Source organism: Rhizohabitans arisaemae, assembly GCF_025996515.1.
GTDB classification, from domain to species: Bacteria; Actinomycetota; Actinomycetes; order Streptosporangiales; family Streptosporangiaceae; genus Rhizohabitans; species Rhizohabitans arisaemae.
This window is the reverse complement of the sequence record NZ_BLRH01000009.1, coordinates 842,668-857,232: the sequence shown is the minus strand read 5'-3', so window position 1 is coordinate 857,232 and position 14,565 is coordinate 842,668. Positions and strand designations below refer to the sequence as shown.

Sequence of the window (14,565 nt, the reverse complement as noted above, 5' to 3'; positions counted from 1 at the left end):
CTGCGAAAACGCACCCATTTTGGCGTCCAATGCGGCTTAGAATCAGTTGACCGTGGGGAGAAGTGGAGTATGGTGGGGGCCAGTGGAGGACAAGAGGCTGCTGCGTGAGGTGTGCTCCACGAGGCACAGGAGGTGGGGCCGGTGTTTCTCGGCACTCACCAGCCGCGCCTTGACGACAAGGGGCGGCTGTTCCTGCCGGCGAAATACCGTGAGGAGCTGGCGGAGGGTCTGGTGATCACCAAAGGCCAGGAGCGCTGCCTCTACGTCTTCCCCGTAGAGGAGTTTCAGCGCCTTACCGAGGCTCTGCGCACCGCGCCGGTGACCGCCAAGGCGGTCCGGGACTACAGCCGTGTCTTCTTCGCCAGCGCATCCGACGAGGTCCCCGACAAGCAGGGGCGGGTCACGATCCCTTCAGGTCTGCGGGACTATGCCGGGCTCAGCCGGGACTGCGTGGTCATCGGGGCCAACACCCGGCTGGAGATCTGGGACGCGCAGGCGTGGGAGAAGTATCTGGCGCAGCAGGAACAGGCGTTCGCCGATCTCTCTGAGGAGGTGCTGCCAGGGGTCCTTTGAGCAGAGCACTCGTCGGTTTCACGTCGTTCGGCGAGGTCTCCACCCGCACCCGGCCGGCTGATGCACCTTCCCCGGTGTCAGACGGCGACTCACATGGCATGCGGATGGGGACCTGGCTGAGCGGTCTGGAGGGGAAACCGGATTTCCGGCGAGTTGGACGCCAATCCGCGAGTAGGTGTCGAGAGGGGGATTCGACGATGCGTGTTTCCGCTGACGAACGGCACGTTCCGGTGATGCTGGAACGTGTCCTTGAGCTCTTCGCCCCCGCCCTGGATGTGGACGCCCCCGTGCTCGTGGACGCCAACCTCGGGCTCGGCGGGCACGCGGGCGCCCTGCTGGCGGCCCATCCCCGGCTCCGCCTGATCGGCGTCGACCGGGATCCGGCCGCGATCGAGCACTCGACGTCACGTCTGGCGCCGTACGCCGCGCGCGCCGACCTCGTCCAGGCGGTCTCCGACGAGATCCCGGACGTGCTGCGCCGCCTCGGCGTCGACCGCGTGCACGGCGTCCTGTTCGACCTCGGGGTCTCCTCTCCCCAGCTCGACGAGGCCGGCCGGGGGTTCGCCTACTCCTACGACGCGCCCCTGGACATGCGGATGGACCCGGGGCAGGAGCTCACCGCCGAGATCGTGGTCAACACCTACCCACCCGGCGAGCTGGCGCGCGTCCTGCGCGTGTACGGCGAGGAGCGGTTCGCGGCCCGGATCGCCGCGTTCGTCGCCAGGGAGCGCGAGCGGGAGCCGATCACCTCGACCAAACGCCTCGCCGACCTGGTCCGCGAGGCCATCCCCGCGGCGACCCGCCGCAGCGGCGGAAACCCCGCCAAGAGAACGTTTCAGGCGTTGCGCATCGAGGTGAACGGGGAGCTGACCGCGCTGGAGAGCGCGCTCCCCGCCTGCCTGGACGCGCTCGCCGTCGGCGGGCGGGTCCTCGTGCTCGCCTACCACTCCCTGGAGGACCGGATGGCCAAGCAGGTCCTCACAGCACGGACCAAGGACACCAGCCCACCCGGGCTGCCCGTCCCGCTCCCCGGTCACCTGCCGGAGTTCCGGCTGCTGACCAGAGGCGCGGAGACACCCGGCGAGGAGGAGCTGGCTCGCAATCCCCGAGCGGCGTCGGCCCGGTTGCGGGCCGCCGAGCGGATCGGGGACCGGGCCGGTGAGCCGGGAGGGACGAAGTGAATGTCGGTGAGTCAGGCGGAGCGGGAGCGCAGAGATGAGCAGTGACCAGCGGGTAAGGCGGCCACGGGCCACACCGGTGCCCTCCAGGCTGTCCTCTTCGGCGCCTGTGTCCACGCAGGCGCCGCGGACCGTGCGCAAGGTGGACGGCGCCGCGCCGGCGGAGGCGGTCCGCCGCCGGGCCAAGGCGGCCGAATCGGCCGTTCCGGCGGGGTCCGCCACGGCCAAGCCCGTACCGGCCCCCCGGCGTGCACCGGCGAAGGCCCCGGTCAAAGCGGCCGAGGCCCCGGTCACCGCACCCCGGCGACCGCGTCCCGCGTCCTCGCCCCGCCCGGTGGTCGCCCCGCGGCCCGCGCCGGCGCGGGCCCCCGGGGGAACGGCCCCGGCGGGTACGGCCCGCCGGCCGGTCGGCCGGCGCAGGCCCGGCCGGGCGCCGTTCGTCCTGCTCGTGGTCGTCCTGCTCGGCGGCGGGCTGATGAGCCTGCTGCTGCTGAACGTGGTGCTCACCCAGGACTCCTTCCGGCTCACGCAGCTCACCACCAGCACGGCCCAGGTCCAGCAGCAGACCCGCAAGGCGCTGGAGGACATCGCCCGGGCCAGGTCGGCGAACCGGCTGGCCGAGAGCGCCCGCAGGCAGGGCATGCGCGACGGCGGCGATCGGCCGGAGTTCCTGGACGCCGGGTCCGGCGCCGTGCTGCCCAAGTCCGGCCGGCCGTAGCGAGGGAGCAGCGTGGAAGAGTCGGGGGGCCGCGGTCCCGGCCCGGGGCGCGGCAGGCCGCCCGGGCCCCGGCGGCCCACCGCCGGTCCCACCGTCCGGCCCGCACGGGGTTCGGGACGTCCCACCCCGGTGGGGCGGCCCCGGCCGCAGCAGCCACCGCGCGCGCCGGCCACCCCGACGAAGGGCACCCCGCCGCCGCAGCCGCGGCGGCCCGCGGCCGCCCGTACCCCGCCACGGCCCAGGAAACGACGGTTCGCCGAGGTCCGGCTGGGCGATCCGGTACGGCGGATCCGGGTCGCGCTGCTCGTCATGGCGTTCGTCCTGTCGCTCTTCGCCGGCCGCCTGATCCAGATTCAGGGGCTGGACTCCAAGACGCTGGAGGCCCGGGGGCTGGAGTACCGGGAGCGGCTGGAGACCCTGAAGGCGCGGCGGGGCATGATCACCGACGTCAAGGGCAATCCGCTCGCCCTGACCTCCGACGCCCGGGAGGTGTACGTCGACCCCAAGGAGGTGGCCAAGAGCACCAAGCCGGGGGCCGACGAGGTGGCGAGGTTCCTCGCGCAGACGCTGCAGCGTTCGCCCGAGGAGATCCTCGCCAAGCTGAAGAAGACGACCACCCAGTACCAGGTGATCGCCAGAAACGTGGACCCCGCCGTGGGCGCCCAGATCGCCGCCAAGAAGTGGGTCGGGGTGCGCGTCAAGCCGCACTATCGGCGGCTCTACCCGGCGGGTGACCTCGCGGGCGGGCTGGTGGGCTTCGTCAACGCCGCCGGCAAGGGCGCCTCGGGGCTGGAGCTCCAGTGGAACGACGTCCTCGCCGGCAAGGACGGGAAGCAGACCGTCGAGGCCGGGCAGCTCGGCGAGAGGATCCCGTTGACCCGCAGCGCCCGCGAGGCCCCGGTCCCCGGCAAGGACCTCCGGCTGACCATCGACGGGGACATCCAGTGGGCCGCCCAGGAGGCGCTCGCCGACCAGGTGAAGCGGACCGGGGCCAAGAGCGGCAGCATCGTCGTCATGGACGTGCGGAGCGCCGACCTGCTGGCGGTCGCCAACGCCCCCGAACTCGACCTGGAGGCGTGGGAGGAGGCGCCGGAGGCCGACCGGACCAGCCGGGCCGTGACCGACGTCTTCGAGCCGGGCAGCACCAACAAGGTCATCACCGCGGCGGCGGCGCTGGAGACCGGGGTCGCGCGTCCGGACAGCGTGATGCGCGTCAGGGACAGGATCAGGTGCGCGGACCGGGTGCTCAAGGACGCCCACGCGCACAAGCCGGAGAACCTCACCTTCTCCGGGGTGCTCGCCACCTCCAGCAACGTCGGCACGGTCATGGCCGCCAACCAGGTGGGCAGCGAGGGACTCCACCGGTTCCTGCGCGCCTTCGGCTTCGGCGACCGGACCGGCGTCGGCTACCCCGGCGAGGCCGACGGGCTCCTGCCCGCGCCCCAGACCTGGTCGGGCAGCCAGCGGTGCACGGTCTCCTACGGCCAGGGCGTCGCGGTGACCGCGTTGCAGATGGCGAGCGTCTACCAGACCATCGCCAACGGCGGGGTACGGCTGACGCCGAACCTGGTGGCCGGGACCACCGGGGAGAACGGCGAGTTCGTCGCGGCGGAGCGGCCCGAGGGGGTCCGGGTGGTGAGCGAGCGCACGGCGCGGGAGCTCTCCCTCATGCTGGAGGCGGCCACCACCCAGGGAACCGGGGCCCGGGCCCAGGTTCCCGGGTACCGGGTGGCCGGCAAGACCGGTACGGCGCAGCGGTGGGACTCCGAGTGCCGGGGCTACTGCGGCTACACGGCGACCTTCGTCGGCTTCGCGCCGGCGGACCGGCCCAGCGTGGTGGCCTTGGTGGTGCTGCAGGCGCCGAGCAACGGATACTACGGCGGCGACATCGCGGCCCCGGTGTTCAAGCGGGTGATGTCGTTCGCGTTGAAGTCCCGCAAGGTTCCACCCACCGGCACCACGCCGCCACAGGTGCGCATTCGCGCCGACGGGTGACGAGTACGGGTACGCTCTCGCCGTGCAGCCCCCAACGCCTTCGACGACACTCCGGCCTTCGACGCCGCCGGTCCGGCCGCTCGCCGGTCTCGCCGGTCTGCTCGGCCTGCCGGAGTCACCACGCGGCGAGATCACCGGGATCACCATCGACTCCCGCCGGGTCCAGCCCGGGGATCTCTACGTCGCGCTGCCCGGCAACACCGCGCACGGCGCGGAGTTCTCCCGCGACGCCCTGAACGCCGGCGCCGCGGCGATCCTCACCGATCCCGCCGGCGCCGACATGGCGGCCGCCACCGGGCTGCCGGTGCTGACGACGCCCGATCCCCGGTCGGTCCTCGGCCGGGTGGCCGCGTGGATCCACGGCGACCCGGCCGACGGCCTGGTGCTGATCGGGGTGACCGGGACCAGCGGCAAGTCCACCACCACCTTCCTGCTGGAGGCCGGACTCCGGGCCGCCGGGCACACCACCGGCCTGGTCGGCGGGGTGGAGATCAGGGTGGGCGACCGGCGGCTCGACAGCGGGCTCACCACACCCGAGGCGACCGACCTGCACGCGTTGTTCGCCCTGATGCGGGAGGAAGGGGTGACCGCGGCCGCGATGGAGGTGTCCAGCCACGCCCTCGCCATGGGCCGGGTGGACGGGGTCCACTTCGACGTCGCGATGTTCACCAACCTCTCCCAGGATCACCTGGACTTCCACCGGGACCTGCAGGAGTACTTCGAGACCAAGGCGAGGCTGTTCCGTCCCGAGCGGGCCCGGGTCGGCGTGGTCAACGTTGACGACGTGCACGGACGGGACCTCGTCGCCCTGTCCCGCATCCCGGTCACGACGTTCTCCGCCCTGGGCGCCGCGGACGCGGACTGGCGGGCCGAGGACGTGCGGATCGACGCGGACGGGGGTGCCTTCCGGGTCGTGGGGCCGGGGGGCGTCGAGGCGGACGCGACGGTCCGGCTGCCCGGCCCGTTCAACGTGGCCAACGCACTCGGCGCGATCGTCGCCCTGGTGGAATCCGGCATCACCCTGCAGAGCGCGGTCCACGGTGTGGGTACGCTGGCCGGTGTCCCCGGCCGCATGGAACGGGTGGACGAGGGACAGGCGTTCCACGCGATCGTCGACTACTCCCATAAGCCGGGCGCGGTGGATTCGGTGCTCCGGGCCCTGCGCACGGTCACGGCCGGGCGGTTGATCATCGTTCTCGGCTGTGGCGGCGACCGGGACCGGGGAAAGCGCCCGTTGATGGGGGAGACCGCGGTGCGGTTGGCGGACATCGCCATTCTCACCAGCGACAATCCCAGAACCGAGGATCCGCTGCACATTCTCGCCGCCATGATGGAGGGGGTGCTGAAGGTGCAGCAGGCCGATCGGGGGCACGTGGTCGTCGAGCCGGATCGGGCCGAGGCGATCGCTCTGGCGGTCGGCCGGGCGAGGCCGGGGGACGTCCTGGTGGTGGCAGGAAAGGGACATGAGCGCGGGCAGTACGTCCAAGGGGAGGTGCTCCCCTTCGACGACCGGCAGGTCGTCCGGGAGGCGATCCGCCGCCATATCGAGGAGAACGGGGAGAATCAGTGATCCCGCTGACGCTGGGCCGGATCGTCGAGATCACTTCGGGCGCGCTCGCCGGTACGGCGGACCCGCACGCGACGGTGACCGGACCGGTTGTGATCGACTCCCGTGAGGCGGCCCCGGGGACGCTGTTCGCGGCGATCAAGGGCGCCAGGGTCGACGGTCACGACTTCGCCGAGCAGGCGTACCGGGTCGGCGCGGCGGCCGTACTCGCCTCGCGGCCCCTGGAGTGCGAGGGGGCCGAGGCGATCCCCACGGTGATCGTCGGCGACGTGGTGCGGGCGCTCGCCGACCTGGCGACCGCGGTCGCCCGTGAGCTGCCCCGGACCACCGTGCTGGGGGTGACCGGCTCCGCCGGCAAGACCTCGACCAAGGACCTGATCGCGCGGCTGACCAGGCGCATGGGGGACACGGTGTCGCCGCCGGGGTCGTTCAACAACGAGATCGGCCACCCGCTGACCGTGCTCCGGGCCGAGGCCGGCACCCGCTTCCTCGTGCTGGAGCTGAGCGCCCGCGAGACCGGGCACATCGCCCACCTCACCCGGATCGCGCCCCCGTCCGTCGGGATCGTGCTCAACGTGGGGACCGCGCACCTGGGGATCTTCGGCGGGAAGGAGGCGATCGCCCAGGCCAAGGGGGAGCTGGTCGAGGCGCTGCCCGCCACGGGCACGGCGATCCTCAACGCCGACGACCCGCTGGTCCGCGCGATGGCCGACCGGACCCGGGCGCGGGTCCTCCTCTTCGGCCGCGCGGTGGACGCGGCGATCCGGGCCGAGCAGGTGACGATCGACGACCGGGCCCGGGCCTCCTTCACCCTGGCGACCCCCTCCGGCTCCGCCCAGGTGCGGCTGCGCCTGTACGGCCCGCACGCGGTGGGCAACGCGCTCGCCGCCGCGGCGGCCGCCTACGAGCTCGGGATGCCGCTGGCGACCATCGCCGAGGTGCTCTCCGAGGCCGAGCCGGAGAGCCGGTGGCGGATGGAGGTGCGCGAGCGCCCCGACGGGGTGGTCGTGGTGAACGACGCCTACAACGCCAACCCCGACTCGATGCGCGCCGCGTTCGAGGCCCTGGAGGCCCTCTCCGCGGGACGCAGGAGGTTCGCCGTGGTCGCCGCCCTCAGCGAGCTCGGCGACCACGGTCCGGAGCTGAACGAGGGCGTCGGGCGGCTCGCGGTACGGCACGGCCTGGCCGGGCTGGTGGTGGTCGGCGCGAACGCCGAGCCGGTGCTGCGCGGCGCCCGGGGGATTCCGGCGATCCACGTCCCCGATGTGGAGTCGGCGGTCGCCGAGCTCGCCCCCCGGTTGCGCGAGGGCGACGCCGTGCTGGTGAAGGGCCCCCGCGCGATGGGGCTGGAACGGGTCGCCGAGGCGCTCACGGGAGGCGACCGATGAGGGATATCCTCGTCGCCGGGGCGGTGGCGCTCTTCATCGCCCTGCTCTGCACACCGCTCGCGATCCGGCTCTTCTCCCGGCGGGGCTACGGCCAGAACATCCGGGACGAGGGCCCGTCGGGGCACCACGAGAAACGCGGTACCCCCACGATGGGCGGCACCGTCATCATCGTCGGGGCGCTGATCGGGTACGCGGTCGCCCACCTGGCCACCTGGACCCCGCCGACCGTCTCGGCGCTGCTGGTCCTGTTCCTGATGACCGGCCTCGGGCTGGTCGGGTTCCTGGACGACTTCATCAAGATCTACAAACGGCGGAGCCTGGGCCTGCGCAGCGGGGCCAAGTTCACCGGCCAGGTGATCATCGGTGTGATCTTCGCGGTCCTGGTGGTCAGGTTCCCCAACGGGTACGGCACCACCCCGGCCATCGCCTCGATCTCCTTCCTCCGCGACTTCCTCCCCATCGGCCTCCCGCTCTTCATCGTCTGGACCCTGCTGTTCATCGCGGGCTTCTCCAACGCCGTCAACCTCACCGACGGACTCGACGGCCTGGCCAGCGGGGCCGCCTGCATGACGCTGGGCGCCTACGTCCTGGTGGGCAACTGGCAGCTCCGCAACGGGTGCGCCCCCGACGGTCTCGGCGACAACTGCTACTGGGTCCGCGACCCCCTCGACCTGGCGGTGGTCGCCGCGGCGGTCCTCGGCGCCTGTTTCGGCTTCCTGTGGTGGAACGCCCCGCCCGCGAAGATCTTCATGGGGGACACCGGCTCCCTCGCCATCGGCGGCGTCCTGGCCGGGCTCGCCATCACCACCCGGACCCAGCTCCTCCTGATCGTCCTCGGCGGGCTCTTCGTCATCATCACCCTCTCGGTGATGATCCAGGTGGGCTCGTTCAAGATGACGGGCCGCCGGGTATTCAAGATGGCCCCCCTCCAACATCACTTCGAGCTCTCCGGATGGGCGGAGACCACGATCGTGGTGCGCTTCTGGCTGATCGCGGCGATGTGCATCGCGCTCGGTCTCGGAATCTTCTACGTCGAATGGATGCCCAAACCGTGAACGTGAACGGCTCCCGGATCTGCGTCGCGGGGCTCGGGGTGTCGGGTACGGCCGCGGCCCGGGTCCTGGCCGAGGCCGGCGCCGAGGTGACCGTGGTGGAGTCCCGGCGGGGCGAGGCCGAGCGGGAGCGGGCGGGCGAGCTCGCCCGCCTCGGGGTACGGGTGCGCTTCGGCGACGTGGAGACCGCGCCGCCCGGCACCGAGCTGATCGTCACCTCGCCCGGGTGGTCCCCGGCGAGCCCGCTGCTGCGCGGGGAGATCCCGGTGATCGGCGAGGTGGAGCTGGCCTGGCGGCTCCGGCCGGAGAAGGCCGCGCCCTGGCTCTGCGTCACCGGCACCAACGGCAAGACCACGGCCGTGCGGATGCTCGCCGCCATGCTGACGGCCGCCGGGCACCGGGCTCTCGCCGTGGGCAACGTGGGCACCCCGATCGTCGAGGCCGTCCACGGGGATCACGACGTGCTCGCCGTCGAGCTCTCCAGCTTCCAGCTGCACTGGTCCGCCACGCTCGCGCCGCACGCGTCGGCCGTCCTCAACCTCGCCCCCGACCACGTCGACTGGCACGGCTCCGTCGAGGCGTACGCGGAGGCCAAGGCGCGGGTCTTCGAGCGGGCCGGGCATGTGGTCCACAACGCCGACGACACGTGGTCGAGCCGCCTCGCCGAGCCCTACCGGGGGAGCGGCGCCCAGGTGGTCGGCTGCACCCTCGCGGTGCCCCGGCCCGGGCAGTTCGGGATCGTGGAAGACCTCCTCGTCGACCGTGCCTATGTGGAGAACCCGGCGGAGAACGGCACGGAGATCGCCACCTTCGCCGACATCCGCCCGCTCGCCCCGCACAACGTCGCCAACGCGCTGGCCGCGGGGGCGCTGGCGCGATCCTTCGGGGTTCCCCCCGACGCGATCGCGCTTGGGTTGCGGGGGTTCGTCCCCGACCCGCATCGGATGGCCGCGGTCGGCCGGGCCGCGGGGCTGGACTGGGTGGACGACTCCAAGGCGACCAACCCGCACGCCGCCGCGGCCTCCCTGGCGGCCTACCCCTCGATCGTGTGGATCGCGGGCGGCCTCATCCGCGGCGGCGGGTCCGACCTGGACGACGTCGTCCGCCGGGCCGCTCCCCGGCTCCGGGCCGCGGTGCTGATCGGTACGGACCGGGCAAAAATTCATGAGTCTCTCGCGCGACACGCGCCCGATGTCCCCGTGATCGAGCTCGCCGAGACCGACACTTCTGTCATGGATCGCGTCGTGACCGAGGCCGTACGGCTCGCCGCCCCCGGCGACACAGTCCTGCTCGCCCCCGCGGCGGCGTCGCTCGACATGTTCACCGACTACAAAGCCCGGGGGGAAGCCTTCGCCGCGGCCGTCCGCCGGCTTCCATGAGGGCGGGGGACGGGTCCGGGAAGACCGCCGCCACCGCCAAGACCGCCGCACGGCCCAAGGCCTCGCCCGCGTCCGCGACGCGCCTCGCGAACCCCGCCGAGGCGCTCGGCGGGCAACTGGCGGCGGTACGGGAGCTGCTCGGCCGTCCGCTCACCTCCTACTATCTGGTGATCGGCTGCGGCAGCCTGCTGCTCGCGCTCGGGCTGATGATGGTCCTCTCCGCCTCCAGCGTGCACGCCCAGCAGACCTGGGGCACGCCGTTCGAGCTCTTCGGGCGGCAGGCGATCTCGGTGTCCGTCGCCCTGCCGGTGATGTGGTTCTGCGCCCGGGCCTCGCCCCGCTTCTTCCGCCTGGCGGCCTACCCGCTGATGGCCATGGCGATCATCGGGCTTACCCTGGTGCTGTTCATCGGCAGCGAGGAGTTCGGCGCCCAGCGCTGGATCTACCTCGGGCCGCTCAACTTCCAGCCGTCCGAGCCGGCCAAGCTGGCGCTGCTGCTGTGGGGCGCGGACCTGCTGGCGCGCAAGGAACGGCAGGGCACCCTCAAGGAGTGGCGGCACCTGCTCATCCCGTTGATGCCGGGTGTGGTGCTCATGGCCATCCTGGTGATGGTGGGCCGCGACCTCGGTTCGACGATCATGCTTCTGCTCATCTTCCTCGCCTTGCTCTGGGTGGTCGGCGCGCCGATGCGGCTGTTCGGCGGAATGGTGGGCGTCGCAGGCTCCGCCACCGTCATCATGATCATCCTTGAGCCGTTCCGCCTGAGTCGGATCCAGGGGTGGCAGGATCCGTGGAAGTACGCCTCCTCCGACGGCTTCCAGCTGGTCCAGGGGCTGATGGCGATGGGCTCGGGCAAGTGGTTCGGCCGGGGGCTCGGCGCGAGCCGGGCGAAGTGGAACTACGTGCCGCACGCGGAGACCGACTTCATCTTCTCCATCCTCGGCGAGGAACTCGGGCTGCTCGGCACCCTGGTCGTCGTCGGGCTCTACGGCCTGCTCGGCTACGCCGGGCTGCGGATCGCGGCCCGGGCCGACGACACCTTCGTCCGTCTCGCCGCCGCCGCGGCCACCGCGTGGATCACCGGCCAGGCCATCGTGAACATCGGTGCCGTCATCGGCCTCCTCCCGATCACCGGAATCCCGCTCCCCCTCGTCTCCTACGGCGGGTCGGCGCTCTTGCCCACGCTCGCCGCACTCGGCATGCTGCTGTCGTTCGCCAAGCGCGAGCCCGGGGCGCAGGCCGCTCTTGACGCTCGTGGACCCGGACCGCTGGCTCGGGCTCTAAGCTGGCTTGGCGTGAGAACCGGGAAACCACGGATTCCCGGGGCTCCTCAAGACCCGAGATCTGCGAACGCGAAGGGACCGAGATGAGAGTGGTCCTCGCCGGTGGCGGCACCGCCGGCCATATCGAACCGGCGCTGGCCCTCGCCGACGCTCTGCGCCGGGAGGACCCAAACATCGGCATCACCTGCCTCGGCACCGAGCGCGGCCTGGAGAGCCGCCTCGTCCCCGGCCGGGGTTACGAGCTGGCGCTGATCCCCGCGGTGCCGCTGCCCCGGGCGATCACCCCGCGCCTGCTGACCGTCCCGGGCCGGCTGGCCAGCGCCATCAACGCGGCCTCCCACGTCCTGGACCGGGTCCGGGCCGACGTGCTCGTGGGCTTCGGCGGCTACGTGGCCACCCCCGCCTACCTCGCGGCCCGGCGCCGGGACGTCCCGCTGGTGGTGCACGAGGCCAACCCGCGGGCCGGCCTGGCCAACCGGCTCGGCGCCCGGCTCACCGAGCACGTCTTCACCGGTCACCCCGACGCGGCCCTGCCGCGCGCCGAGTACATCGGCATCCCGCTCCGGGAGCAGATCGTCTCGATGGACCGGTTCTCCCTCGGGGACAAGGCCCGGTCCTACTTCGGGCTGGAGTCCGACCGGCCCACCCTGCTGGTCTTCGGCGGCTCCCAGGGCGCGCGCACCCTCAACCAGGCGATGGTCGACGCCGCCCCCCACCTGCGCCGGGCCGGGATCCAGGTCCTGCACGTCATCGGGCCCAAGAACACGGTGGACAACGAGCCGCCCGAGGGCGACCCGCAGTACGTCGTCCTCCCGTACGTGGACCGGATGGACCTGGCCTACGCCGCGGCCGACTTCGCGCTCTGCCGGAGCGGCGCGATGACCTGCGCCGAGCTCACCGCGGTCGGGCTGCCTGCGGCGTACGTGCCGCTGCCCCACGGCAACGGCGAGCAGCGGCTCAACGCGCAGCCGATCGTCGCGGCGGGCGGCGGCCTAATGGTCGACGACGCCGACCTCACCCCGGAGTGGATCATCGCCAGTCTCCTGCCCCTCCTCTCGGACCTGGACAGGGTCGCCGCGATGTCGGACGCGGCCCTGCGCATGGGCCGTCGCGACGCCGACGTCGTGCTCGCCCGCAAGGTGCTGTCGATCGTGAGGAGCAGGCGCGGATGAATTCGGGGCGGGGGGCGACCCGATCGGCGGACGAGCTGGGGCGGGTGCACTTCATCGGAATCGGCGGGGCCGGGATGTCGGGGATCGCCCGCATCCTGATCAAGCGGGGCGTGCCCGTCTCGGGGAGCGACTCCCGGGGCTCGCAGATCCTCGCGGACCTGCGCTCGATGGGCGCCAGGGTCGAGGTGGGGCACGCCGTCTCCCACATCAGGAACGTGGACACGGTCATCGTCTCGACCGCCATCCGGGACTCCAACCCCGAACTCGGCGAGGCGCTCCGGCAGGGGCTGCGGGTGCTGCACCGGGCCGCCGCGCTCGCCGCCCTCATGGAGGGCCGGCGCGGGATCGCCGTCGCGGGCACCCACGGCAAGACCACCACCACCTCGATGCTCACCGTGGCCCTGCAAAAGTGCGGGGTCGACCCGTCCTACGTGGTGGGCGGGCAGCTGGTCACCACCGGGCTGGGGGCGGACGAGGGCACCGGGGACGTCTTCGTCGCGGAGGCGGACGAGAGCGACGGCTCCTTTCTCATGCTCACTCCGGAGATCGCGATCGTCACCAACGTCGAGGCCGACCATCTCGACAACTACGGGGAGCCCCAGGCGGTCCACGACAGCTTCGCCCGGTTCGTCGACCGGGTCTCCGCGACCTTGGTGGTCTGCGCCGACGACCCGGGTGCCGCCGCGCTGATCGCCCCGGCCCGGGCCAAGGGCCTGACCGTGATCACCTACGGGGAGTCCGCCGGAGCCGACTACCGGGTGACCGGGATCGTCCCCAACGGGTTCGGGGTAACCTTCACGGTCGAGGGGCACGGCACGCTGAGGCTCTCGGTGCCGGGGCGGCACAACGCGGTCAACGCGACCGCGGTCGTCGCGACGGCCCTCGCCCTGGGGTTCGGCTTCGAGGCGGTGGCGAGCGGGCTCGCCGCGTTCACCGGCGCCAAGCGCCGCTTCGAGCTCAAGGGCTGCGCCGGGGGCGTCTCGGTCTTCGACAGCTACGCGCACCACCCCACCGAGCTCGCGGCCGACCTGCGGGCGGCGCGGGACGTGGCGGTGGGGGACGGCGCGGGGACGGGCCGGGTCATCGCGGTCTTCCAGCCCCACCTCTACAGCCGCACCCGGTTCTTCGCCGCCGAGTTCGGCGCCGCGCTCGGCCTCGCCGACGAGGCGATCGTGCTGGACGTGTACGGCGCCCGCGAGGATCCCGAGCCCGGGGTCTCGGGGGCGCTGATCGCCGAGCGGGTGCCGCACGGCCGGGTGGTCTACGCTCCGGCGACGACCGAGGTGCCCCGCCTGGTGGCGGCCCGGGCGCGCCCGGGCGACATCGTGCTGACGATGGGGGCGGGGGACGTCACCGAGCTCGGCCCCAAGATCGTGGTCCTGCTCGAAGAGCGCGGATGAACTGGAAGGCCGCGGTTTCCGGCCTGGCGGCGGCGGCGCTGCTCGGCGGCGCGGCCTGGGTGCTGCTCGTCTCCGATGTGGTGGGGGTGGCCAGGATAGAGGTGGTCGGTCGGGATCGGCTGCCGGAGAGCCAGGTGGTCGCCTCGGCGGGGGTTCCGCTGGGCTTCCCCATGCTCCGCCTGGACCTCGACGACCTGGAGCGCAAGGTGAAATCGATCAAGCAGGTGGAGACGGCGGAGATCGTCCGCGAGTGGCCCGGAACCCTCCGGATCAGCATCAAGGAGCGGGTTCCGCTGGTCATGGCCGAGATCGCGGGCAGGTTCGTGCAGATCGACCGGCACGGTGTGGCGGTCGAGATCACCGCCACCTCCCCGGAGCGGCGGCTGCCCCGGCTGAACGTCGCCCGCATCGGTCCGGACGACCCCGCCACCAAGTCCGCGCTGACCGTGCTGAACACGCTCCCGGACGAGATCGTCCGCCGGCTCTCCGCGCTGGAGGCGCCGACCCCGGAGGGGGTGACCCTGCGGTTCACCGACGGCAGGTCGGTGATCTGGGGCGGACCCGAACGGGCCGCGGAGAAGCTGAAGGCTCTCTCGGCGTTGTTACGGCTCCGCGGGACGATCTATAACGTAAGCTCTCCGGGGGCGGTGAGTGTCAAATGAGCCGCTCGCGGGACGAGACGCAAATCAGACAGGACGCGACACGCCGGGTCGCATTGTGCGAGGTTAGTTGACCCTGGGGAGGCGCAACCCTACTGTCCCTATCAATCCTCAGGTTGACATAACTCTAAATCTCAACTTGAGGGTGAGGGTTTCTCGCGCCCGAGAATCCGGAAGTTAGCGATCGGAAAGGCCCTTCGT

General features: G+C 72.3%; 12 protein-coding genes. All 12 read left to right on the top strand.

The window, feature by feature from the left end; all coding sequences use genetic code 11:
* Positions 1-141: 141 nt before the first annotated feature.
* The 12 genes from mraZ (at position 142) to RUR_RS04575 (ending at position 14,367) form a co-directional block, all read left to right on the top strand.
* Positions 142-573, top strand: coding sequence for a division/cell wall cluster transcriptional repressor MraZ (gene mraZ, locus RUR_RS04630; protein ID WP_283133589.1), 432 nt, complete (start codon positions 142-144; stop codon positions 571-573).
* Between the two features lie 197 nt (positions 574-770).
* Complete coding sequence (gene rsmH / locus RUR_RS04625; protein WP_283133588.1) at positions 771-1,754, top strand: 16S rRNA (cytosine(1402)-N(4))-methyltransferase RsmH; 984 nt, start codon at positions 771-773, stop codon at positions 1,752-1,754.
* A gap of 106 nt (positions 1,755-1,860) precedes the next feature.
* Positions 1,861-2,469, top strand: a complete 609-nt coding sequence (ftsL, locus tag RUR_RS04620) for a cell division protein FtsL (protein ID WP_283133587.1) — start codon at positions 1,861-1,863, stop codon at positions 2,467-2,469.
* A gap of 309 nt (positions 2,470-2,778) precedes the next feature.
* Complete coding sequence (locus tag RUR_RS04615; protein ID WP_487250712.1) at positions 2,779-4,464, top strand: peptidoglycan D,D-transpeptidase FtsI family protein; 1,686 nt, start codon at positions 2,779-2,781, stop codon at positions 4,462-4,464.
* A gap of 22 nt (positions 4,465-4,486) precedes the next feature.
* Entirely contained in the window at positions 4,487-6,034 is a 1,548-nt protein-coding gene (locus RUR_RS04610; RefSeq protein ID WP_428846967.1) for a UDP-N-acetylmuramoyl-L-alanyl-D-glutamate--2,6-diaminopimelate ligase, read from the top strand.
* Positions 6,031-7,419 (top strand): UDP-N-acetylmuramoyl-tripeptide--D-alanyl-D-alanine ligase, encoded by a 1,389-nt coding sequence (locus RUR_RS04605; RefSeq protein ID WP_283133585.1) that lies wholly within the window; start codon positions 6,031-6,033, stop codon positions 7,417-7,419. The genes RUR_RS04610 and RUR_RS04605 overlap by 4 nt, the downstream gene beginning before the upstream one ends.
* Entirely contained in the window at positions 7,416-8,474 is a 1,059-nt protein-coding gene (gene mraY / locus RUR_RS04600) for a phospho-N-acetylmuramoyl-pentapeptide-transferase (RefSeq protein ID WP_283133584.1), read from the top strand. The genes RUR_RS04605 and mraY overlap by 4 nt, the downstream gene beginning before the upstream one ends.
* Positions 8,456-9,850 (top strand): UDP-N-acetylmuramoyl-L-alanine--D-glutamate ligase, encoded by a 1,395-nt coding sequence (murD, locus tag RUR_RS04595; protein WP_283133583.1) that lies wholly within the window; start codon positions 8,456-8,458, stop codon positions 9,848-9,850. The genes mraY and murD overlap by 19 nt, the downstream gene beginning before the upstream one ends.
* Positions 9,847-11,220 (top strand): putative lipid II flippase FtsW, encoded by a 1,374-nt coding sequence (ftsW, locus tag RUR_RS04590; RefSeq protein WP_283133582.1) that lies wholly within the window; start codon positions 9,847-9,849, stop codon positions 11,218-11,220. Before murD ends, ftsW begins: the two co-directional genes overlap by 4 nt.
* Entirely contained in the window at positions 11,217-12,305 is a 1,089-nt protein-coding gene (gene murG / locus RUR_RS04585) for an undecaprenyldiphospho-muramoylpentapeptide beta-N-acetylglucosaminyltransferase (RefSeq protein WP_283133581.1), read from the top strand. The genes ftsW and murG overlap by 4 nt, the downstream gene beginning before the upstream one ends.
* The gene (gene murC / locus RUR_RS04580; RefSeq protein ID WP_283133580.1) at positions 12,302-13,705 is read left to right on the top strand and encodes a UDP-N-acetylmuramate--L-alanine ligase; all 1,404 of its coding nucleotides are present in this window, start codon (positions 12,302-12,304) and stop codon (positions 13,703-13,705) included. Before murG ends, murC begins: the two co-directional genes overlap by 4 nt.
* The gene (locus tag RUR_RS04575) at positions 13,702-14,367 is read left to right on the top strand and encodes a cell division protein FtsQ/DivIB (protein WP_283133579.1); all 666 of its coding nucleotides are present in this window, start codon (positions 13,702-13,704) and stop codon (positions 14,365-14,367) included. The genes murC and RUR_RS04575 overlap by 4 nt, the downstream gene beginning before the upstream one ends.
* Positions 14,368-14,565 lie beyond the last annotated feature (198 nt).